We start from the raw sequence: 24,058 nt of genomic DNA, 5'->3' as shown, positions 1-24,058 counted from the left end.
GAATAGATGACTTCTGGCATCGTCAGTAAATTCGTTGAGAATCTTAGACGGGACGGACTACAACAGACTCTCGGCAGAGTAGCAAAATTTGGTTACCGCGGCCCATGGTACACGCTCACGTCAAGATATCCAATTGGAACAAATATCTATGAGCGTGAGTGGGACATATTGATTATCCTTGATGCTTGCCGTATTGATGCACTCAGAGAAGTCGCCAATGAGTTTGATTTTGTCAATTCTGTTGATAGTATGTGGTCTGTTGGGAGTACTTCTCATGAATGGATGGCTCAGACGTTCACTCACCAGTGGTATGAAGAAATTTCCGACACTATATATCTAACCGGGAATGGCTTCGCTCAACGTACATTTATTGAGGGAGAAGAACCGGGTAAAAACAATAATCCATTCTCCTTCCCCAACTTTTCGACTGTTGAAAAAGACGATTTTAAAATTTTGAAAGGGGTTTGGAATACTGGCCACGACGATAATCTCGGAAATGTGCCACCTCGATATATTACCGATCGCGCAATTGAACTTGGACGGAATCACTCGACAAAACGTCTCATCGTTCACTACAATCAGCCCCATACACCATATCTTTCAGATGCAGTCAATGGTAGCGGCACGCCAGCTCCTTTTGAATCGGATCCGTTCCCATTGCTTCGAAACGGGGAACTAAGCCGGGATCAAGCATGGAACGCATATCTTGATAATCTTCGCCTTGTTCTTGATGAAGTTAAACTCCTAATCGAAAACATTGACGCCGAACGGGTAGCAATTAGCGCCGATCATGGCGAAGCATTTGGGGAATGGGAGCAGTATGGGCATCCAGATGCGAGCCCAATTCCCGCAGTAAAGAAGGTACCGTGGTGTGAAACGACTGCATCCGATATGAACACCCATACTCCAGCAGAAGACACTCAACAACCCACAACAGACATTGAAAGTCACCTTGCGGATCTTGGCTATCTCAACTAGCAAATATCTCATTTAATGTTTTTAACTCTACTGATATACATTCTCAGACGAACCGGGTCTCTCTTTTTCCTATCAGCGAATGCATTTTTCAATCATTCCAGAATGTTGTGGTGGAATGCCGGTCATCTCGATAGATAGACTTTAATCATACGCGATGTGGAGCGATGGTATGTTGCCCAGCTCGTTCTCTGTCCTAGACGAGAAGCCGAAACTGCCTGTGAGAGAGTTACCGATGGTTGTCAGACTGTCCGCGGCCGGAACAGTGGCGTGACGATGACTTCGGCGGAGGTGATCGGACAGCCATTCGTTTCGGTTGTAATTCCGGTATACAACGACGCTGAAGGCATTCGTATGACACTCGAATCGGTTATTGATCAAACGTACTCCCACGAGGCATACGAAATTCTAGCGGTAGACAACAACTCTAATGACGGAACACGAACTGTTATTGAAAAGTATTGTGAACGCTATCCGGATCTCGTTCAACTAGCGGTTGAGGATGAAAGACAGGGCCAGTCAGCCGCGCTGAATAAAGGCATACAGCACGCACACGGATCGCTTATCGCGTTCATCGATGCGGATATGACGGTCGAAAGAACGTGGCTTGAAGACATCACGAAAGCGATGTCGGAGCATGATGTTGAGTATCTGGGGTGCAACGTAAACATATACATTCCTGAAGGAGAGGAAACGTACACTGCTAGGTACAACAAAATCTCCGGATTTCCGATGGGAGAATATATCAAAAGTAGTCATTTTGTTGGGAGCGGATGCTTGGTCGTCACTCGGAACCTCATCAACGAAGTCGGGCCATTCAACGGCAATCTCGATTTCTCGTTCGATAGGGAATTCGGAAACCGTGTTCACGCTGCAGGATTTGATCAACATTTCGAATCAGATATCGTCATGTCGCATCCTGCCCGGACATCACTTCGGTCACTGCTCTCGAAGAGCATTCGTACTGGAAGGGGTAAAACACATCTCAAACAACGATATCCAGAACGCTTTGAGACGCGCAGTCTGAGCGATCCACGCAATTACCTTCCATTACATCCGGTTCGGTTTTTGTCGCGAATGATGGGTGATAACGACATTTCGATGGATGAATTAATAGTTTTATATTTGATAGGATGTTTATCAAAGCTCGTCCGTAATCTTTCGGCCGTGTATGAACAATTTCAGAGTAATTCTAGCAAAAACGGATAATCAAACAACATACGATCTCAATACAGAGACGCCAGACTAAACGACAGATGCAGGTCTACGGCAGATACTCAAGAGAATTGTCTGATGACCCATCTTTTTACCGCCTGCATTGGCTGGTAGGTATACTTACCGCCGAGAGAGGACAGCCAGTAGATGTATGCCTCCTTGTTCGTTGGGTCACGAAGTAGTGATCGACTCAATAGCTGTCGCGCAAGCGCGTACTGACTTTGTGAGAGGGCCGCATATCCAATGTGAAATAGCAAATGGCCTTCTCGGCGGCGTTGGAATCCACGGCCGTACTCTGCCGAAAGCGAATCGAAGCGATCACGGAGCAATGGATACGTCTTCGTAAGTTTCGTCTCGAAGTCATCACTGATCTGTTCGTGGGCTTCATTGTGTCGGATGACCAGCGGTTCGGGGACCGCCGCGAATTGCGCCTCTTGTGACAACCGTATGTAGTATTCCCAGTCTTGCCAGCTCGGGAATCGTTCATCGAGGAGCCCTGTCTGTTCGATCGTCTCTCGATCGACCATCACAGCTGAGAAGGAACCAATGAAATTATGCAACAACAGCTCTTTCGTCACGTCCCCCTCGATTTGGGGCGTCTTTATCGAATTCGTCTGTCCATCCATATCGACATTTTCGATACCAGTATAAACGATTCCTGTATCTGAAGTTGTACGTTCGTAAGCGTCCAGTTGTGCGGCCAATTTATCGGATCGCCACTCGTCGTCATCGTCCAGGAATGCGATGAATTTTCCCTCAGCTGCGTCGATACCGGTATTTCGTGCTGCGCTCCCGCCACGGTTTTCTTCATGCCTGATATATTTGACTCGCGGGTCGTCGTACTGGTTGACTACTTCTTCAGTGCAATCCGCGGACGCATCATCAACAACGATGGCTTCTATGTCAGTAAATGTTTGATTTAATACACTATCAATAGCCCTCTGGAGGACGCTGGTCCGTTCGTGCGTCGGCACAACTACGCTAACGGTGTTCACACGACTTTTCACCCTCCACTTCATATTACAATTCCGATTCTATCACTGTCACCCAACGGATGAAAGCACCCAAGCCTACCGTCTAGTGATTCACTGGGGCCAAACGATGTTCTATATAACTCGGAATTGGCTGTCAACATCTCGAAACTCCTTTACCCTCTATTTTCCTGTATCGAGGTATGACGGTTGATGTTGCTGCGATTATCGGCAATCTTGACTATGATCGAGGGGGAGCACAGCAACTTCTTTATGACGTGTTCTCACGCCTCAATAGCGATGAATTCAATTGCATCGTTTATCACCTGTTCGGCGACGGCACATTTCGCAAAGCCTTTGAGGATGCTGGTGTCCATGTAGTCAATATCAACGCAAATGGTAACTTCGATATCCGCGCATTCTCGCGATTCGTCTGCCGCCTACGTGCTGACTCTCCTGATGTCCTGCATACACACTCGCCGATTTCAGGACTGTGGGGTCGCCCGGCCGCCCACATTGTTGGAATTAATAATATTATTAGTACTGAACACAACGTTCACGACGGCTATCCACTTCCCCATCGCCTCGCTAACGGTCTGACATTGCCACTCGCTGATAGCGTCGTAGCGAACTCCGCAGCAACTGCACGTTCACTGCGCTGGTGGGAACGGCCGCTGCTCCGCGCGGCCGGTACGCAGATCGAGACCATTCCGAATGGCATCGAACTGGAGCGCTTTGAGACCGCGACGGCCGACGGTACTCCTAATATGCCCGACTCACCGCTCGTCGGTACGCTTGGTACGCACGATGAGCAGAAGGGCTTCGACGTACTACTCGACGCACTCTCCCTCCTTGATGGCCCCCATGAACCGTACGCTACGATTATCGGTGATGGTCCTGCCCACGACGACTTGCGAGCGTTCGCCTCTCACCGAGGTCTCGATGATCGTGTTGACTTTCCGGGGCGAGTTCCGAGTGTCCCGCCATACCTCGCGGCGTTCGATATCGCGGTGTTCCCTTCACGATGGGAAGGTTTCGGCCTTGTAGCAGCTGAGGCAATGGCTACCGGCACACCGGTTGTCGCCTCGGACATCCCCGCTTTCCGTGAAGTCGTTGGTGACGCCGGCGTACTGGTTACGCCCGAGGACCCTGCGGCGCTTGCCGAGGGAATTGATAAGTTACTTAACAATCCTAATCACCGTGCATCTCTTGCTACACAGGGGCTCAAACGGGTTCGTGAGCGCTTCTCTGTTGAACACGTCGCAGAGCAATACGCTGATCTGTATCGTACATTTGCTGCTATGTGAAAACAGGTGTATGTCCCACTGTATAGGTGCTAGGTGTGCTGTGGAAATGATTATTCAATCGTCAAGGTAGTGAGGGTTGTTTTTATCGCCATGGAAAGCATATATGACTTTGCACGATCGTCATTATTGCTCTCGCTATTGGATTGTTCATCGCACTTTTCCGCCTGACGAGCGTGACGATGTCATGTATAAATGAAATGGAATACCATTCACGATCAACGCTGGGTTTGTAGTTTGTCCCGAATGTGATCTGCCAGCATCGTGAGCGTCCACCACATTCAGTTAAAGTCGAAACAATCAATTGAGATGTAAGTGTCTCTCAAGTATGGACAAGCCTCTCGTCGCGTTTTACCTCATTCTCGTTAGTTGTGTACTTGGCCTTTCTGTATTTGTTTCTCGGTCTGTCGGAAACCTCATGATACTCGCTAGTTATGTTGTGTTCGTTGCGACGGCTATCCACGCAACATCGGCGCTTCGTATCCGTAATCTTCACCACACTATTCGTGAGCGCTTGGTCGGCCTACCCACCCTGTTGTTTCGGTATGATCCCGCAATTCTCTATCCGACGGCCATTCTCTGGGCCATCTTTTTAGTTAGCTTTGTACTCAATCCTTCACCAAGTGCGGTACTCCGAACGGGGGCGTTCATCATTCTATCCGTCGTCACACTCTTCATCATACCAAATGTCGTCTCTCGTCAGCAGGCGTTCTCAGCCATTGCCATTGTTGGTGCAGGATGTATGTTCCTTGCCCTCCCAGCAGCCTTCACCGGCGAGCCTGTCCGGATTGGCGACATACTCATCAGTGGTATTTCCGGTGCACCGCTCGAACTTGCCGGGATAACGCTCTATGAACCCACCGCAATATTCGACGGACAAAACTACTTTCGCGGTCTCGTTGCCATCGGAGCCGTTGCGTCAGCAGGGGTGTACGCCAAAACCCGGCACTCATGGCTCATCGGTATCTGTGCACTCAATCTTATCGGAGTATATCTCACCCACGGGCGGGCAGCGAGACTTGCAACAATTGTCGCAGTGCTTCTCGCAGCTGTCTATCTGATAGCAGGCCGTAAAGCGGTTGCTGGTGTAACGATCATGGGGATTCTCGCTACTATCGCTGGCTTCGCTATTACAGTCGGCGTACTGCCCGGTCCGACGTCAACACTCCAGTCTATCCTTGGAAAACGTGTCGACTATTGGATGACATCATACAAAACAATCCTTGCTCGACCGGTCTTTGGATGGGGACTCGTCGATATTCGCGAAGCAATCGGTGGACGCTATGCGGGGTTTTTCACTGGGGTTCACAACAGTTACCTCCGACTGTTCCTTGTCGGTGGAGTGGTCGGTGGGGTAACTTATTTGTCACTTAATGCCGCGGCACTCGGGGTTGCGTATCGGCGCGTCAGCGAACGTGCGCCGCTTGCGCTGACCGGTTTTTGTCTAGTTGTCATGTCGCTTTTTTTCCAATTATTTTCTGACGGAACCATATTTGGAACAAGTTTATCGTCAGTTCTCTGGGCATTGACTATCGGCTATGCACAACCCGGTGATTCGCGGGAGCAATGATACTGCCTAATCATGACTAGCGATTGCGTCGTCGATTGACCACACCGAATAGATGTGAATTCTCCGCTATTGTGCGCAAAAATGAGTTCTGCACAGCAGCGTCGATTTTGGGGGGCAGAGAATCCCAGGAAAGGCAAATTGACCGCGTGGTCCGATCGCTGAGTTGGACGAAGCCTATAGTGAGTGCTCCCATAACCGATACTGGATGTAATCCGAACACCGTCACCCCCTCAAATATCAGCATGACGAAGATTGCAACGATCATCGCTGCCGTCGTGGCACCCTGTGGCGTCGCATCGATGAGTGCCCTCCGCAGCGCACTCACGCACAGAGAAAGATATCCAATTCCACCAACGATTCCACCAATAAAGAACATCCGGAAGTAACTGCTGTGTGGTGCTACACCTACATAACCTGAATCTTCCGGCACGAATTGGGAGAGAGCATCATCAGTTGCACCGGGACCAAATCCAAATAGGGGGCGCTCGCCTACTGCTTGGATCACGGAACGCCACAGTACCCCTCTACCACTCAAATCGATGTTTTGGAATATCTCTGGACCGGGAAGCAGGTGAGCTGCAATCGCAATTGCACCAACTAGCACGAGACCACCACAGACTGTCGCTATGGCCGCTATGTCACGACCGAATCCGTAGATAAATAGAAGTATACCAACACCAACAACGAGAGCGAGTAGTGCTCCTCGTCCGGTCGAAAACACGACTCCAAGCGTACAGATAACCAACAAAACTTCAGCAATTACACCATCTACGATTATCTCTTGTGAATTGTCTACTTTTGAAACGGTGGATCGCGCGGATAGTACCTCACCAGCCGCACCAGTAGCACCTACCGCGGCAATAAGACCCAGCGTATTGGGGTTGTCAAACACCGACAGTGGGATAGAGTATGATACGCCGAATAATGTGGCCGTTCGCCAGACACCTAGTGGTCCGAGCTCGCCAACGAAGACTGTCGGCAATGAAATGAGGGTGACTGATGCTCCAACCCATGCGACTGCCCGATATACGTTGGCGGGATTGAACACATTTGAGAAGCCGAATATCAATCCGCCCGAAATCCCAATAAACGCACCAAGACGTAGTAGTCCGGATATATTCGGCGAACTAAGAAAGCTAATCGTCAGTGCGAACCAGATCAAAAGCGTACTTGCAAGAATCGGGGGATTGGCAGCAAGTGTCGGTTCTCCGGTCCACCAGATCCATACACAAATACCAGTGAACACTACTGCGAACCAGACGAATGATATTGGACGTGACACCCCCTCAACAAGTGTGAGACAAGCAGCGGTGAGAAGAGCATAGATAGCGATAGTGGATTGGAACTGTCGCATACGACTGTGTTACTGTCGACTTGCAAAGCAGTTCCGGATTCCAAGTTGGTTTCTTAACCATACGATGGTCTCATAGAACGGTTGGCATAGTGTTCAGCCAGCACCATAGATCCCCGCTACTACCGAGGTTGAATGGCGGTAATACTGGTTTCTTCTCAGAGTCCGTTTTCGGGTTGTTACTGAGATGTGTAAAGTGTTCTATGACACACTCAGCGCTGTGTCTGCGGCTTGTCGTCGCATCACCAACAACGAGCGCGGAGACAATCCAGACAGCACGATCATCACGGTCTGACAAAGGTTCTATGATATCTTCATCGGTTAATACTCCATCTTGGGTGGATCGTATCGCTACACTTTTATCCTTCTCCTATTCGTTTTCACCAAGGACCCGTTTTTGGAATTCATGAAAGTTATCGACGATAATGGGAGGTTGTTTGGAGTTGTCAATGCTATTGATGCGGTTGGAATAGTACTCGTTATTGCTCTGATTATTTCGGTAGGTGCAATCTTCATTGCGCCGTCGTCAACCAGTGGTGGAGTCCAGAAATCTGCGAATGGATCAGGAAACGCCTCCGAAACTAAAACTCCGATGATGAATCGAACAACGAGTGTAGTCCGATTTCAACTGACCAACGATGCACCCTATATCGTGGATGGAATTGACAAGGGGGCGGTCCCGAACAACGAGCATATTGTGTCTGTTCTGGATTCCTCACGTACAACGCCTGTTTCAACCGGAACCAACAACACGACTTCCAATGCGAGTCTTCGACTCCGGGTCAATGTAACTATTGAGGATAGTGATGTACAATTCCAAGATGAACGACTTTATATTGGGAATGAATTTCGACTTGATCTCGGTGATGTTGTCGTGGACGCTGTTGTTACTGATTTCGAGGTAAACTACCAGACAACCGTCGCCGAAGAAAATACTAACATGACCGGAACGTCGGCACTGCTAGATTAGAATTGAGTTAAATGTATAATTCTGAATGGTTGTGATTAAACACAAAAACTCATGCAAAAGATACGGATTTTCTGGAAATACCGTCTTTCCACACAGGTTAGCTGAATATACAAGATTGGCTACAAGTTGGCATGTGCTACTCACGCCAGCACAGTGACGCTGGCGGTTTGTGCGTACAATCAGTATCTATTCTTGATCAGAAATTCATTTCTATATGACTTCACTAGGTCTGTTTCGAATAAGAACAAAGGATAAAAGAGTGTAGGACTTCCCTTAGTTTTCATGAGTAGAACGATTGTTGCCTTCTACCTTCTTCTCCTTTCCTGTGCTATCGGACTTTCTATTTACTTTTCCCGACTGATTGGTAATATTGGTGTATTAGCTGCTTATGGAATATTCCTCACCATATCCTTCGTGGAAGTTACTAACCGCCAGTCACGATCACTATCAGAAATAAATATCCCATCTTGCCACCATCCTGCGATATTCATACCTGCTGTCGTTCTCTGGGTAGTATTTACAATTGGTTATATACTTGATCCTTCATTCCGTGCGTTCCAACGGTTGGGAGCGTTCACCATTCTTTCGGCGATTTCTATTTTCGTTGTACCAGCGGTCATTTCACGTGAACAAGCCTTTCGAGCTATTGGGATTTTTAGCGCAGCCTGTACAATAGTCGGATTTCCAACGGTTTTCTTGGGTGACTATACGATTCTTGGTCTCAAATTTGGTCAGTCAGCCGGTGTTCACTTAATAACATCTAATATCGGATACTCAGTTCCAGCGGCGTTTTTCGACTCTGTGAAATATTACCGAGTTCTCGTTGCTATAGGTACTATCTGTTCAGGTGGATTATATTTCCGGACTCGCGACTCATGGATGGGGATAGCATTTGTATTGAACCTATTCATGGTGGTTCTTACAGTCGGCCGTGCATCAATCCTTGCTGTGATTGTTGCGGGATTTCTTACAATAGTGTATCGATTTGGGAACACCAGAGCACTTGCTGGCGTCACGCTTATTGGAGGCTGTATTGTCGCCGTCGTTGTGGGTATCTCATTTGGTATCTTACCTGGACCGACGGAGCTTGGGAAGTCGCTGCTTGGCAAGCGGGTCGGGTTTTGGTCAGCGTCGTACCAAGCGTTTGCCGCACGGCCAATTATAGGATGGGGACTCGCTGATACGGCCGCAATTGTGAGTGAATTCTATCCTCTGGGCACACTCACTGGAACTCATAACAGCTATCTTCGACTGTTCGTTATCGGAGGTTCAGTTGGCGGGGTCGCTTATCTGCTGTTGTGTGCATCGGCGCTTTTACTGGCATTCCAAGCTGTTCGTGATCATGTTCCATTTGGACTGACAACGTTTTGTCTCGTCGTCGCAGCACTCATATTCCAGTTATTTGATGGTGCAACAATCTTTGGAACTGCTATTTCTTCGATTCTTTGGGCATTCGTTATCGGCTATGCACAACCTACCGTTTCTTCTGGTGATACTGTCGGATAAATCGATCGAGAAACCATGACGCGAAAATTCTATCACTATAGCCAATTCTCTAGATCTAATCTCAGCACATTTCTGTAGTCGTATGGGTATGGCCAATAATATTTCACTTGAGAATACGGCTGCATACAGATTTGATCTGACCGACTCAGCAAGTCCTATAACCTCTGACTTAGAGTAATATCCATGAACCAGTCCCCAAACGTCCTCTTTTTAGTGGTCGATTCGCTCCGCTATGATGCCGTCTTCGGCGACGATTCGTACGACACGCCGACACTCGACCGACTCGCTGACGAATCGGTCGTCTTTGAGAATTGCTACTCACAGGGTATCAGCACGGCTCCAGCGATGACGGCGATGCTTACCGGGCGCTATCCGCTCGAATACGGCGGTCACTGGTATATTGAGGACGAACAACCGACCATCGCCGAGCAGTTTCACGATAACGGTTACGCTACCGGTGCAATCCACTCGAATCCGAACGTCTCGCGGCTACGGAACTTCGACAAGGGCTTCGACACTTTCGAGGAAAACATCCTTCCCTTCGAAAGCGACGGGTTGCTCGAACACGCACCCGACGACGCCCTTCGGTATGCGAACAAGCTCGTTCGCGTGCTACGACGCACGCCGTACATGCCCTCCCCACGGGTGAACGATCGGCTCGCGAAATGGACCGACGCAGCTCCAGAGCCGTGGTTCCTCTGGACGCAGTACATGGACGTCCACGGACCGTATCTCCCCGGTGGAGAGTTCACCTACCGCAACAAGTTCCGCGCCGAACAGCTCTGGCGAAAGGCAGCGGTCAACTCTCCACACGAGATTACCACGGACGAACACGACGAACTACACGCGAACTACCGAAAGGAGGTCGAATACTTCGATACCGAACTCGGGAAGTTCCTCGCTCGGCTCGATTGGCGCGGTCAGCTTGACGATACGCTCGTCGTCGTCGTCGGCGATCACGGCGACGAGTTCTACGAACACGACGACTACGGCCACAGCAATCTCCCCTACGACGAACTCACACACGTCCCGCTCATGATGTCCTTCCCTGATGGGGCCGGGATCGACCAGCCTCGACGAGTGGATGATCTCGTTCGCTGTGTCGATATCCTACCGACGGCACTTGATCTCGCTGACGCAACCCTCTCCGAGGAGATGGAACGCCGCATGGCTGGTGAGTCGCTTCTTCCACTGCTCCGAAACGATGACTCACCCGAATTCGATTCGATAGTCACTGAAAAGGAAATCCGTGGCGAGTCAGCGCTTCGCTTCGGATTCCGGACTGAGCGCTGGAAGTTCCTCTACGACGGCAAAACGGATCGGAAATTACTGTATGATCTCGACAGTGACTCCGGAGAGATCGAGAACGTTGCCGATGCCAATTCCGACGTTGTTGCGGAATTTGAGCGCCAGCTTGAGGCACGATTCGAGACGATCGAGAACACTTCCGCGGATATCACAATCCCAGATATCGAAGCCCAACCCGGCGTCGAGGAGCGGCTTCAGGCTCTCGGCTACCAGGAATGAGCCGGCCAAACGTCGTCCTCGTCGTAATGGACACTGCCCGTGCTTGCGAGACCGTCCACGAGCGCTACGACTTCCTTCCCGAGCTCGATCGCCTCGCCCAGACAGGTACTGAATACACAGAAACCATCGCCAGCGCACCGTGGACACTCCCCTCCCATGCCTCGCTGTTCACCGGAACCTACCCCTCGAAACACGGTGCACATGCGGGCCACAAACACCTCGATAAGGGACTGCCAACCCTTGCTGAAGCCTTCCAGGATGGGGGTTACGAGACGGTCGCTGTCTCGAACAACACGTGGATTTCCGAAGAATTCGGTTTTGCCCGTGGATTCGACACCCTCTACAAGACGTGGCAGTACGTCCAGACCGATATCGACCTCGGCGAGATCGCGCGCACGGAACAGGGTATGGAGATGATGCGCGCGCTCGCTACCCGTCTCGCCGAAGGCAATCCCGTGATCAACGTCGCCAACGCGATCTACGGCCAGTTCTTTCGCAAGCGAACCGACGATGGGGCCAAACGAACCAACGAGTGGATTCGAGAGTGGCTTGCCGACCGCAATGACGACGAGCCGTTTTTCTGCTTCGTCAACTACCTCGAACCCCATCTCGAATACCGCCCACCAGAGCCCATCGTCGAGCGCTTTCTGCCCGAGGGCGTTTCCTACGAAGAGGCGATGGCTGTCCCACAGGACGCGTGGGGTTATATCGCCGGCACTGTCGACCTCACGGACCGACAGCTCGATATTCTTCGCGCGCTTTACCGGGCGGAACTGGCCTATCTCGACCGACGCCTCGGTGAGCTCAGACGTCATCTCGAAGCCGCCGGTAAGTTCGACGATACCGTGTTTGTCGTGACAGGCGACCACGGCGAGAACATCGGCGATCACGGGCTGATGGACCACCAGTATTCTCTCTACGAGACTCTGCTTCACGTACCGCTCATCGTTCATGGTCCGGGGTTCGAGACCGGACAGGTCGACGACCTCGTACAGCTCACTGACCTTGCACCGACACTACTCGACGCTGCCGACATTGATGCTCCTACGCTGCGTGATGCTTCTCAAGGTCAGTCGTTCCATCCTGAAGTAGAGACTTCCTCACGCGAGTATGCTATTGCTGAGTACATGGCTCCGCAACCTTCGATGGATGCACTCCGAGAACGGGTCGGGACACTCACGGACGATGTCGAACGATTTGACCGCTCGCTCCGTGCCATTCGGACCGACGATGAGAAACTGATTCGCGGATCGGACGGCACACAGAAGTTCTACGAACTGCAAACTGATCCTGAGGAGGTCACGAATCTCGCGACCGAACGCTCTGAACGAGTTGACACGCTTGAAACTACGCTCGATGAGTGGCTCGATACGTTTGAACACGCCGATACGTCAGGTGAGGTTTCGATGACTGACGCGACGGAAGCCCGCCTCGAAGATCTCGGCTACATACAATAGCCTTTATCAAGCCGGTTCGATTCTCGACAGTACCACTCCCTTGCTCTCGATACACCATCTGTCTTGTTAGTGTTAATTCTAAAAATGAAAACAGCTATTGTGCATGCCTGTTCGCTTAAACTATGCCAGGGACATCGTCTTTCGACAGGCGAGAATTCTTGAAAGTCGCGGGGACCGTAGGAATCTTATCCGGATCGGCGGAAAACGCGCTCGCTCAACAATCGAACGAGAAACAAAACGAACTGCTCGTCGGCGTTGCACCGTCCGCGAATGCACGCCAAACTGCCCAGCAAGCACTGCCGTCCGAGGCCCGGATCATCGACGAGAACGATACGCTCGGCTACGTCAGAGCCGAGCTGCCCGATCGATCTTCAGCAAGTGCAACGGCTAGCGTTGCCAGTTCTGTCGCCTCACGTCGAGGTGTCGAGTACGCCGAGCGGAACGCCGTCTACGAGATGCTCGCCGTTCCGAACGATCCGCGCTTTGGCGACCAGTATGCCCCAGAGATGGTGAACGCGCCAGCAGCGTGGGAGACAACGTTTGGTGAGAGCGACGTGACCGTTGCGGTTGTCGATCAGGGTATCAAATACGATCACCCGGATCTCGAAACAAACGTTGCGGATGGGTATGGGCACGATTTCGTCGATAACGATGACGATCCGTATCCCGACACGCTTTCGGACGAACAGCACGGCACGCACGTCGCTGGTATCGTGGCTTCTGGGACCGATAACAATACTGGTATCGCAGGCATCAGCAACGCAACATTGCTCAGCGTCCGCACACTCGACAAATCCGAAACGGGGTCTACTGCCGATATTGCCGATGGTATTCAGTGGGCTGCAGACAACGGTGCAGATATCATCAATCTCTCGCTCGGTGGTGGGTTCACCGAGACGCTCCAGAAAGCAGTCTCCTATGCCCACGAAAAGGGTGCATTGCTCGTCGCTGCGGCAGGTAACGATGGTGGCCCGGTCAACTATCCTGCGGCCTATGACGAATGTCTGGCCGTCTCGGCGCTCGATCCTGATGACAGTCTCGCCTCCTATTCGAGTAAGGGCCCGGAAATCGAACTCGCTGCGCCCGGAACGAACTTGCTCTCGACGTGGACCGACGACGGTTACGAGACGCTTTCGGGCACTTCGATGGCAGCACCAGTCGTATCGGGTATCGCAGCACTGACGCTTTCACGCGATGATCTCTCCAACGAAGAGGTCCGTTCACGGTTGAAGAACACTGCCGTCGACGTCGGTCTCTCTGATGATAAACAAGGAACTGGTCAGGTCAGTGGGACAGCGGTTAGTGGTGGGAACATACTTTCGATTCAAAGTACTGGAAGTACTAACCGTGCGGAATATCGGCTTACTGTTGAGCGCGACCTCACAAAAAGTACGGCAAATGGAGCGGATCGAAACTCCGCGGACACGATTTCGGGACAAACAGCGTCCGGTCACGTCTCAACAGGTCTTGATAGCTATTCGTTTGTCGGGAAGATCGAACGGTTCGGTCTCGACGGTACTGCTGATGTCTTCTTGAACGGGGATCGGATCGACCCCGCAAACTATCCTAGCGACGTCCTCTCGATTCGGAGTAATTCGGGGACTGATCGAGCGGAGTACCAGCTCACTGTCGAGAAAGACCTCGCGAAAAGTACCGCCAACGGTGCTGATCGCAACTCCGCGGATACGATCTCGGAACAAACGGCGTCCGGTCACGTTTCATCGGGTCTCGACAGTTACGTCTTCTCCGGAAATATCGAGCAGCTTTCTCTCGACGGCACTGCTGACGTCTTGTTGAATGGGGATAAGATCGATCCTTCTGAATATCCTGACAACGTCATTTCAATCCGAAGCAACGCCGGTACGGACCGAGCGAACTATCGATTCACCGTCGAGAGTGGACTCGAAAAGAGTACGGCCAACGGTGCGGATCGGAACTCCGCGGACACGATCTCGGAACAAACGGCGTCCGGTCACGTCTCGTCGGGCCTCGATAGTTACACCTTCTCAGGGAAGATCGAACGATTCGATCTTGATGGTACTGCTGATGTCCTCTTGAATGGCGATTGGATCGATCCTGCAAACTACTCTGGCAATGTACTCTCGATCGAGAGCACTGAAGCGACCGATCGGGCGGAGTACCGTCTTTCCGTCGAGAGTGAACTCGAAAAGAGTACGGCCAACGGTGCGGATCGGAATTCCGCGGACACGATTTCGGGACAAACGGTGTCCGGTCACGTCTCGTCGGGCCTCGATAGCTATACCTTCTCAGGGAAAATCGAACGATTCGACCTCGACGGTACTGCCGATGTCTTCCTGAATGGCGATCGGATCGACCCCGAAAATTACTCGGACAACGTACTCTCGATCGAGAGCACTGATGATACTGACCGGGCAGAATATCGACTTACTGTTGAGCGCGACCTCACAAAAAGCACGGCAAATGGCGCGGATCGAAACTCCGCGGACACGATTTCGGGACAAACGGCGTCCGGTCACGTCTCGTCGGGCCTCGATAGCTATTCGTTTGTCGGGAAGATCGAACGATTCGATCTCGACGGTACTGCTGATGTTTTCTTGAATGGTGATCGGATCGACCCCGCAAACTATCCTAGCGATGTCCTCTCGATCCAGAGTAATTCGGGGACTGATCGGGCGGAGTACCAGCTCACCGTCGAACGCAACCTCGTGAAAAGCACCGCCAACGGTGCAGATCGCAACTCCGCGGATACGATCTCAGGCCAGACCGCTGCAGGTCATATCTCCACAGGTCTCGACAGCTATGCGTTCTCCGGCGGTCTCAAACGTTTCTCCATGGATGGATCAGCTGACGTCTTGTTGAATGGGGATAAGATCGATCCTTCTGAATATCCTGACAACGTCATTTCAATCCGAAGCAACGCCGGTACGGACCGAGCGAACTATCGATTCACCGTCGAGAGTGGACTCGAAAAGAGTACGGCCAACGGTGCGGATCGTAACGGTGCAGATACGATTTCGGGACAAACGGCGTCCGGTCACGTCTCGTCGGGCCTTGATAGTTACACCTTCTCCGGAAAGCTACGCGATATTACTGTTGATGGCAGTGCTGACGTTCTTCTAAATGATAACCAGATCGATCCTGCTGATTATTCGCACAGTGTCCTTTCGATCGAAAGTAACGGTGGCCGGTTCTGGTATGAGTTTACTGTTGAAAGTAATCTCGAAAAGAGCACTGCGAGAGATGCGTCGATTGACGACAACGATTCCATATCTGGCAATACAGCTAATGGGCAAGGTGGTGGCGGTGGCACTGACAGCTACACCTTTTCCGGAAAATTACGCAACATTAGTGTGGATGGTGATGCCACAGTCTATCTCAACGGAAACGTTATCGGTGGTAATTCACCGGCCATCGGTATCCACAACGGACTCAGCGATGCGAACTTCGACACAATCAATCGCATGGATGAGTGGCAGAACACCGATTACGCCGTCCAGAACCTGTTCGTCCCGTGGAACTCCGATAAGGGACATATGAACTGGCTGTTCGACCATATCCTCCCGAAGATCTGGAACGCCGGTCGAACACCGTTGATCACGTGGGAACCGTACACGCCCGGTGCACAGGCTGCATCGATCGATACCCAGTCGCTCGTCGAGAAAAACGAGTACGATGCCTACCTTGAGGGTCTCGCGGACACCACGCCGAACGACATCGAAATCCGCATCGGCAACGGTAACTACGACCGATATATCGATCGCTGGGCGGACCGACTGCGGAGCGCTCTGTCGAAATCTGGCGACCGACGGGCGTATCTCCGACTCGCACACGAGATGAACGGCGATTGGTATCCGTGGTCACCGACCGTTGGCAACTCCAACTCTTGGAGCTACGTCAAGATGTGGCGACGCGTCCACAATCGATTCAATCGGCAGGGCATCGGTGACGATCTCCAGTGGATGTGGTGTGTGAACGCTGAAGACGTCGGCTCCCACAAGGCTGAACAGCTGTATCCGGGTAACCGATATGTCGACTGGCTGGGCCTCGATGGCTACAACTGGGGTCGCAGCAAGAACTGGTCGAGTTGGGATTCGCCCGAGAGTATCTACGGCGGCATGCTCGATCGTCTTTCGAATCTCTCGAACAAGCCGATCTGCGTCGCGGAGTTCGCCTCATCTTCGAAGGTGAGTGTCGGTCACGACCCACGGCGTAAGGGACAGTGGATTCGTGACGCGCTCGCGTACTTCGAGAACCGCGGCGTCGATATGTGGTGTTGGTTCAACGAGGACAAAGAGACTGATTGGGCGGTGTTCAATGGGAAGCGTGGTACTGAACGAGTCAGACACAACGGAAGGTGGGTCAATGCATACAGTGCCTATCGCGAGGCGATCGATACGTACGCCACTATCAGCGGTTCGGCGACAGCGGAGTCGAGTACCACAGAACAGGCCGTCAGTGACGATTGAGTCGGCTACAGACGGTTGATGTCGTTATTTCGGAGAGGCGGTCAATCGATCCGAACGGGTTGCCGGTGCTCCTCACAGAGCGCTTCCAGCTGCTCCGTCGTCCGTGCCACCGTATCGCTCCATGCATGCTCAGTAACGACCAACTCCCGTCCACGTTTGCCGTACGCTTCACGATGTTCCGGTGACGAGGCCAGTTCGTCGAGCGCGTCGGCGAACCCCTTCCAGTCTCCGACGGAGACGGTGATCCCTGCTTTCTCGACCATCGGGACCAATTGTGCGAGATTGCTCGTGACAGCCGGTGTTCCCGACGCAAGCGCCTCCAACACCGTTCGGGGAAGTCCCTCCGCGCGACTGGGAAGAACGAAGAGATCGGCCCCGCGGTAGAGCTCCGGCATCTCCTCGTGGGGAACCTCGCCGAGAAACGCCACCGCATCGTCGAGTCCGCGCTCGGCGACACGTTGTTCGAGGTCCGCCCGCAGTGATCCCTTGCCGGCGAAGTGAAGCCGAGCCTCGGGATGGGTCTCTCGGACTCGTTCAATCGCCGACAACGCATCGCCCGGTCGTTTGCCCTCGACCAATCGACCGACGAACAGCACCGCAGGATCACCCGTAATACGATTACTCTCCTCGCCCTCGGGCGAGAAGCGCTCGGTATCGATGCCGTTCGGTACTACGTGAAGAGGAACATCGACACCGAAATCGCCGAGCCGGTCGGCATCGGTCTCAGTATAGCAGAAGACCGCATCGGCGCTGTTGAACGTCACACGCCCGAATGTGCGGAGATACCAGCGAAAGACCCACTCGGGGGCCGACTGCGAGTAGAGGCCGTGATTCGTGATCGCGAGCGGGATCGAATCGAACCGTCGTTTGAGCGCTGCAAGATTGGTGGAGAAATAGAGATGCGAGTGGGCGTGCATCACGTCGTAGTCGTCGACTCCATGGAGAAAACGTGCGACGCCCGCCGAGAGACTGTTACCAAATGCTTCGGCAGTCGCGGGTCTGCGGACCACGGTGTAGCCGGCACGTTCCTCGCGGCGCGGTCGCGTTCCGTTGCCGACCGTGAGCACCGTCACGTCGTGGCCCATCGCGGCCTGGTCGCGACTCATCGCGTGGACGTGGTAGGTGCCGCCGCCGACGACCTCCGGGTAGGTCTTCTGGGCGATTCGCAAGATACGCATCTACCGGCCCTGCAATCAGACGGCTCAAAAGCGATTCGATGCGCAACCGATGCAACCGGACGATTCCGGTACGCTTTACCCAATCCTCCGATTTCTTCGAGTAAATGATACTCGTCACCGGTGGCGCGGGCTTCATCGGCGGCCACCTCGCAGCCTCGTTCGTCAGCGCGGGTCGCGATGTCGTCGTACTCGATAATCTCGATCCGTTCTACGATACCGACATCAAACGCCGGACCATCGATGTCGCGCGTCAGGCGGCCGACAACGGTGACGGGAGCTATGAACTCGTCGAGGGCGATGTCCGGGATGCCGATCTCGTGGCCGATCTCGTGGCCGACGCGCAGTTCGTCTTCCATCAGGCCGCACAGGCCGGCGTTCGCACCAGCGTCAAGAATCCTCGCCGGGTCGACGACATCAACGTCGAGGGCACGCTCAACGTGCTCGATGCCGCCCGGGACTCGCCTACTGAACGCGTCGTCTTCGCGAGCTCGTCGTCGGTCTATGGCAAACCAAGCTATCTCCCCTACGACGAGGAACATCCGACGACGCCGGTAAGTCCCTATGGCGTCTCGAAACTCGCCGCCGAGAACTACGTTCGTGTCTACGGTGATCTCTACGACGTTCCGACGGTCGCACTTCGCTATTTCACCGTCTATGGGCCGCGGATGCGTCCGAACATGGCTATCTCGAATTTCGTCTCGCGGTGTATGAACGACGAACCACCCGTTGTCTACGGCGATGGCTCACAGACTCGGGATTTCACCTATATCGCCGACATCGTTCGCGCGAACGCGAAACTCCTCGAAACCGACGCCGCCGATGGCGAGGTGCTGAACATCGGTAGCACGGACAACGTCGACATCCGGACGCTCGCGGAAGTTATCCGTGACGAGATCGCTCCCGATCTCTCCATCGAACACGGCGAGCGCCAGGCCGGCGACGCCGAACACACCCACGCCGACGTGAGCAAGGCCGGCGACGTGCTCGGCTATGAACCGACCGAAGACATCCGTAGCGGCGTCGGGGAGTTCATCGACTGGTATCGAAAGAACCGCGAGTGGTACGAACCGCTCGTTCGCTCTTCGTAGCACTATTCGAACATTATCCGATAGCAGGCAGTGGTGCAGATGTCCTCACATGGTTATGGCAGGGCGGGTCTGATGTGTCCAGCAGTAGACCCATCCACCGGACAACACGACGGTCGAACAAGTTTCAAGATATAGGAGATCGAGACGGCTGTCTTTCAACATCATGACTTCTCGCTGATCGTTGATGTTCGAGTTCGGTCTGGCGCAGGTACTCTCAGCGACCGTTTGAGTGGGTGTTTATGTTGATTGTTCACCGGTGAAATACCGTGTTCGCTATTGGATGGGTGTGGTTGCTCTCAGGTTGTCGCGTCGTCCGACGGCGCTCCGATTTCGACGGCGGTGGAATCCAGCGAGTGAGTCTTGGTGTGCTCGGCCGTATCTGAAGTAGTCGCGGGCGCTGGGATGGTGTCGCCAGCGTCACTGTGGGCGAGGATGAAACCACGCCACCGATCTAGTGCCGGCAGTGCCGCAAACACTTCATCTCTGTCGACTGGGGTAGCAAACAACTCATAGTCGGGGTCGATATCGAGTTCCGTTGCGATCTCGTAGCAGACATCGTCCCAGCGGATCATGCGAGCAATCGTCCGCTCTTCGTCAGTCGTTCGCGGTTGCTTGTCATCGGTAAGTGTCGACCACCATGGGATGATCCATGCTCGCCATTTTCTGTGCCCGCCGTTGCCCGTGGCTTCGACCATCCCGAGTGCGGCCAGTTCGTCGATGTTGCGGTCGTACGAGGCTGCAGAGATGCCTGCGCGCTCGATGATTGTCGCTCGGCCGAGCGGGTCGTCGGCGACGAGCAGCGTCTTGAGCACCTTCTGCATCGTCGGTGGGAGCGTGGGCATGAGTCGGTCGGCAGGCAGCTGTGTGAGTCCGTACGCGACGTCTGTCGGCGACAGTGCTGGCGACGGCGTGCGGGGACGTGCGATCGCGAGCAGCGCCTCGGCGAGTGCATACGGCGAACAGCGCCTGGGCTCCGTTCCGAGCGTTGCCGTGGCTAGGCGGATGCTCTCGCGTCGGTCGGCGGGGTCGAGGGTGAATCCTTTCCGCTCCGCTTGCTGGTCGAGTACCCCTCGGAGGGCGGCGTAGCTGTTGCCCTCGACGACCGGAATCTCGAAGCCGACACCGCGTCTGGTGCCCTCTTGGATGACCTCGCGAACGTCGCTCGCGTTCGTTGCGATGGCCGACTCGATATCCTCGCGGAACGTGGTCGCGGTCGGCCCGGAGACCACCCACGAGGCGGTGAGTTCCGCTGTCGGGTCGTCGTCGAACGCATAGCCAAGACGATGTTTGAGCTTGTCGACGCGCTGTTCGTAGAGCAAGCGGTAGGCCGAATGGACGCCGTAGGCGGCGTTTTTCGGCACCGTGTGTTTGAAGAAGTCACAGAACTCGCGGTAGCGCTGTGTGCCCGCTCGTAGTTGTGCGGTGTCGGGGACGCGAACGTGGATCGTGAGATCGATATCGCTGGCGTGGTAGAGCTGGGTCGCCGACGCGAGCAGGCCATGGGCGTCCCGACAGAGTTCGCGCCAGGCGTCGGTGTCGTCACGGTCGAGATCACCCAGCCGTGCGAGGAGTCGACGACGGACCGCGCTGTAGCGTTCACGTAGGCTCTCGTAGTCGTGTTCGTCCTCGCTGAACCAGCCGACCTGTGCGCCGAGGAGCAGTACGTCGTCGATAGCACTCTCAAGCGTGCCATCATACAGCGCGTCGAGATCGTCGCCGACGGTGGCTGGCGTCAGTACCGTCTCGAACATTCGCTCGCTCAGTAAGGCGCTCGTGATCCGTACCAGGGTGGGCAGGGCCCCACCCCACTGGACGACGACCTGTGCGTGATCGTCGAAACAGCTGATATAGCTCACCTCGCCGTCGTCGAAGGGCTGAGTCGGGTCGTCGACGACCGTGACGCCCGCACAGCGCTGTCCGGCACGGAGTCGTTCGTGCATCGCCCATGCATCGAGACGGTCGTCGGGCCCGTCGAGCCACTGGACGTAGCCGTCCTCGTCGGCTCTGCCGGTGTCTGCGAGCCATTCTTCGGCGGTGGGTGTACTCGCAGGGACCGCCGACGCCGACGATGAGTGGATAGACGGGTCCGTGTCGGCGGTGCTGTCGTCGGTCGGGGTGGGGGACTCCTCGTCGCGGTCGGCACGACACACTATACTTGTTGAGCCGTGATGGGTGCGCGTACGATCGCTTGTGAACTGGGACTGGTCGGGATGGTGGGGGCGTCCGTTAGGCCCGAGCAGTGCCGTGGCGGCCGCGCCCGTCTCAGTGAGCGTGAGGTGGTTCGACGTCGGTCGGCTGTCTATGGCGACGAGATCGTGGTCGTCGGCGAGTTCGCGGACGTACCGATCGATCGTGCCGTCTGCAAGTGCGAGATCCGGGTCGGCTTTGAGCTCGTGGACTGTACGATCGCTGTCGGACGATAATGTTTCGAGGACGGCAAGTCGGCCACCGTCGGGATCGAACTGGGCGATCGTTGCCCACGCTTCGTTGCGTGTCTGCTTGCTCGTCTCGCCGGGGACTGTCTGGCCCCACCCGTCCCGTGAGCGAGTAAGATCGAGATGCTCGTCACACCATTCGGGATGGTGGCGGTCGAGATGCTGTTTGAGGCGTGGCGAACAGACGAGGCGCAGTTCACAGACCGTCCCGAACAGCGCGATCGTGTCGAGTGCGCGGGCGGCGGTGCGCTCGTCGGCGACATCCGTCCATGCCGGCCCGTTGAGGACGAGTACGACCGTGGGCTGGGGACGGGCGTGTTGTAGCAGCGGGATGATCGTCTCTTCCACCATGTCGAGCCCGGAGTTCAGTGCGTCCCGGCCGGTCCCGACGGTAGTGAGTTCGTCTTTGAGCGCATCGCGTTTCTCTCGCTCGCGTTCGGCGAGCGTGTCGGGATCGTGGTCACTGTACCGTAGCGTGTATCGCGTGATCGCTTCGGGGTAGCTACTGCGCCAGGTGCCGATGTCGTAGCGTTGGTGGAGTGCTTCGCGGGCGAACAGTCGTGGGCGCTCGTCGCGCAGAATTCGTGGGTCGTAGTCGTGTGCGAGCTCGCGCACCGTCCGGACGACCGTCGGGAGTAGTGCTTTTTCGATCTCGGGCAGCCACTCGCTGGCCTGTGGTCCCATAGCGTGAACAGTGGGCGCTGCTGATGGGCGGTGGCTGGGGCTCCTGCCGGGCGCGACGAGCGAGACGCCCACCGGTTAGTGGGCGTCGTCGGGGCTGCTGTAATCGAGCACGGCTTCGGGGCCTTCATCGGCGGTAAAGACGAGGCGATGGCTCTGGGTGGCGGCGTCACCCCGCAGTATCAGTCGGCCGGTGATGACGATCTCGGCAGCGCCCGTGGTGGGCGTGGTGATCGTGCCGTGCTCGGATAGACAGTGCGAACAGTGGATCGCGGCGGTGGTCCAGCGGGCTTCGTCGGTGAACCGATGGGCACGGAGTGCGACGGTACTCCCTTCGCCGATCGAGCACTGACACGACGCACACTGTGCGAATGAACCGGTGCCGATCGCGGTCCCTGACAACGCCTGCTGTGGGGTGGTCGAGATGGTCGTAACGACGTGGTCACCGTTGCGGGCGGTCATCGCAGACACCCCGACAGCGTCGTGCCCGTCGTCTCCTCGTGGACGAGCGTGCCCGTGCGTCCACAACACTGGCATTCGTAGGCCTCGAACGCACTACTGTCGTCGTAGGATTGGCTCGTGATCGTGAGATCGAGGGCACCGCACTGGCAGCGAAGGACCGTCATTGGCTACTCCTCCGATTGGATGATATCTGGAGCGCCAATCCGTCGTTTATTGCCGTAACGATACGTCGATCGTTGCCACTGGATTCAAGAGTGGCGGGTTCCCATTGCGTCATGCTTCTCTCTGAGAAGCGCTGGGTCGGGCGTTGCATCGCCCGGCCGATTTCCTTTGTCGGCTCTTCGCGCTTCTTAGTCGAAGACACGTGTGCTTGACCAATAAAACCATGCATTGATGCATACTATGCTGTGATGCATAGTGTTATACTGCATGAGTGAATAGATTGAAACGCAATGGTGGCGAATACGGGTCAAGGGATGGGACGCTATCGAGCCATTTTGACCGATACTGACCGCCAGAATATCGCTGGCGAAGGTGATCCCTCATCTCGTGAGGTCGATCAATCAGTCTATCGGGCGCGACAACGTATTAACGAAGAACTAGCGCACGACATAGAAATTCTCAAAGAACATCGCCCCGATCTTGTATCTGAGATTCGTAATGTAGTCTGTGATGAATAGATTCGATGATGTCGAGTATTTAGCACATGAATCTCATAGGTAGCCAATATTACTGCTATTTAGAAGCGTCGATAGCAAACTTCTCAGTCGATGGTCGAATTCTGCAACGATTATTACGATAAATATATTACGCAAAGAATTTTGGATCGCAATTCGAATCGTGGTTGCTGTAATCAATCTCGATTAGCCCGTTGCACGGTTTCGAAATCAGTTCGGAAATATCGTACAGCAGTCACTAAT

Annotated in this window: 17 protein-coding genes; 11 read left to right on the top strand and 6 right to left on the bottom strand. The window is 54.2% G+C overall.

Annotated elements, in window-relative coordinates; all coding sequences use genetic code 11:
- The first annotated feature begins 6 nt into the window (after positions 1 to 6).
- Complete coding sequence (locus MUK72_RS13605) at positions 7 to 978, top strand: alkaline phosphatase family protein (protein ID WP_244702085.1); 972 nt, start codon at positions 7 to 9, stop codon at positions 976 to 978.
- Positions 979 to 1,251: 273 nt separating this feature from the next.
- On the top strand, positions 1,252 to 2,184 hold the full coding sequence (locus MUK72_RS13600) for a glycosyltransferase family 2 protein (protein ID WP_244702083.1): 933 nt from the start codon (positions 1,252 to 1,254) through the stop codon (positions 2,182 to 2,184).
- Positions 2,185 to 2,252: 68 nt separating this feature from the next.
- Here MUK72_RS13600 and MUK72_RS13595 read toward each other — a convergent pair whose 3' ends face one another.
- A complete protein-coding gene (locus MUK72_RS13595; protein WP_244702080.1) occupies positions 2,253 to 3,185 on the bottom strand; it encodes a glycosyltransferase family 2 protein in 933 nt (310 codons plus the stop codon).
- A 179-nt stretch (positions 3,186 to 3,364) separates the two neighbouring features.
- Here MUK72_RS13595 and MUK72_RS13590 point away from each other — a divergent pair, with 179 nt between their 5' ends.
- Together MUK72_RS13590 and MUK72_RS13585 are read left to right on the top strand one after the other, a co-directional pair.
- A complete protein-coding gene (locus MUK72_RS13590; protein ID WP_244702078.1) occupies positions 3,365 to 4,468 on the top strand; it encodes a glycosyltransferase in 1,104 nt (367 codons plus the stop codon).
- 325 nt (positions 4,469 to 4,793) lie between these two features.
- Positions 4,794 to 6,035 (top strand): O-antigen ligase family protein, encoded by a 1,242-nt coding sequence (locus MUK72_RS13585; protein WP_244702076.1) that lies wholly within the window; start codon positions 4,794 to 4,796, stop codon positions 6,033 to 6,035.
- Between the two features lie 16 nt (positions 6,036 to 6,051).
- On the opposite strand, the gene MUK72_RS13580 is transcribed toward MUK72_RS13585, so the two are convergent.
- On the bottom strand, positions 6,052 to 7,389 hold the full coding sequence (locus MUK72_RS13580; RefSeq protein WP_244702074.1) for an O-antigen ligase family protein: 1,338 nt from the start codon (positions 7,387 to 7,389) through the stop codon (positions 6,052 to 6,054).
- A gap of 403 nt (positions 7,390 to 7,792) precedes the next feature.
- On the opposite strand from MUK72_RS13580, the gene MUK72_RS13575 reads away from it, so the two are divergent.
- The 5 genes from MUK72_RS13575 (at position 7,793) to MUK72_RS13555 (ending at position 17,294) form a co-directional block, all read left to right on the top strand.
- Entirely contained in the window at positions 7,793 to 8,356 is a 564-nt protein-coding gene (locus MUK72_RS13575) for a DUF4330 family protein (RefSeq protein ID WP_244702072.1), read from the top strand.
- Between the two features lie 282 nt (positions 8,357 to 8,638).
- Complete coding sequence (locus tag MUK72_RS13570) at positions 8,639 to 9,862, top strand: O-antigen ligase family protein (RefSeq protein ID WP_244702070.1); 1,224 nt, start codon at positions 8,639 to 8,641, stop codon at positions 9,860 to 9,862.
- 183 nt (positions 9,863 to 10,045) lie between these two features.
- A complete protein-coding gene (locus MUK72_RS13565) occupies positions 10,046 to 11,389 on the top strand; it encodes a sulfatase family protein (RefSeq protein WP_244702068.1) in 1,344 nt (447 codons plus the stop codon).
- Entirely contained in the window at positions 11,386 to 12,846 is a 1,461-nt protein-coding gene (locus tag MUK72_RS13560; RefSeq protein WP_244702066.1) for a sulfatase, read from the top strand. The genes MUK72_RS13565 and MUK72_RS13560 overlap by 4 nt, the downstream gene beginning before the upstream one ends.
- Positions 12,847 to 12,968: 122 nt before the next feature.
- Positions 12,969 to 17,294: a S8 family serine peptidase gene (locus tag MUK72_RS13555; protein WP_244702064.1), complete on the top strand. Its 4,326-nt coding sequence runs from the start codon at positions 12,969 to 12,971 to the stop codon at positions 17,292 to 17,294.
- 41 nt (positions 17,295 to 17,335) lie between these two features.
- On the opposite strand, the gene MUK72_RS13550 is transcribed toward MUK72_RS13555, so the two are convergent.
- Complete coding sequence (locus MUK72_RS13550) at positions 17,336 to 18,472, bottom strand: glycosyltransferase family 4 protein (protein WP_244702062.1); 1,137 nt, start codon at positions 18,470 to 18,472, stop codon at positions 17,336 to 17,338.
- Between the two features lie 104 nt (positions 18,473 to 18,576).
- Between MUK72_RS13550 and MUK72_RS13545 the strand changes: the two genes are divergently transcribed.
- Positions 18,577 to 19,560: a GDP-mannose 4,6-dehydratase gene (locus tag MUK72_RS13545; protein WP_244702060.1), complete on the top strand. Its 984-nt coding sequence runs from the start codon at positions 18,577 to 18,579 to the stop codon at positions 19,558 to 19,560.
- A 296-nt stretch (positions 19,561 to 19,856) separates the two neighbouring features.
- Here MUK72_RS13545 and MUK72_RS13540 read toward each other — a convergent pair whose 3' ends face one another.
- The 3 genes from MUK72_RS13540 to MUK72_RS13530 form a co-directional block, all read right to left on the bottom strand.
- On the bottom strand, positions 19,857 to 22,679 hold the full coding sequence (locus tag MUK72_RS13540) for a plasmid replication protein RepH (protein ID WP_244702058.1): 2,823 nt from the start codon (positions 22,677 to 22,679) through the stop codon (positions 19,857 to 19,859).
- 75 nt (positions 22,680 to 22,754) lie between these two features.
- Entirely contained in the window at positions 22,755 to 23,138 is a 384-nt protein-coding gene (locus MUK72_RS13535; protein ID WP_244702041.1) for a DUF8112 family protein, read from the bottom strand.
- Complete coding sequence (locus MUK72_RS13530) at positions 23,135 to 23,302, bottom strand: hypothetical protein (protein ID WP_244702039.1); 168 nt, start codon at positions 23,300 to 23,302, stop codon at positions 23,135 to 23,137. The genes MUK72_RS13535 and MUK72_RS13530 overlap by 4 nt, the downstream gene beginning before the upstream one ends.
- Positions 23,303 to 23,590: 288 nt before the next feature.
- On the opposite strand from MUK72_RS13530, the gene MUK72_RS13525 reads away from it, so the two are divergent.
- The gene (locus tag MUK72_RS13525) at positions 23,591 to 23,818 is read left to right on the top strand and encodes a hypothetical protein (protein ID WP_244702037.1); all 228 of its coding nucleotides are present in this window, start codon (positions 23,591 to 23,593) and stop codon (positions 23,816 to 23,818) included.
- Positions 23,819 to 24,058: the final 240 nt, after the last annotated feature.

The sequence above is a fragment of the Halococcus dombrowskii genome (assembly GCF_022870485.1).
GTDB lineage: Archaea > Halobacteriota > Halobacteria > Halobacteriales > Halococcaceae > Halococcus > Halococcus morrhuae.
The sequence above is the reverse complement of the archived record's forward strand: the minus strand, read 5'-3'. Positions and strand labels throughout refer to the sequence as shown.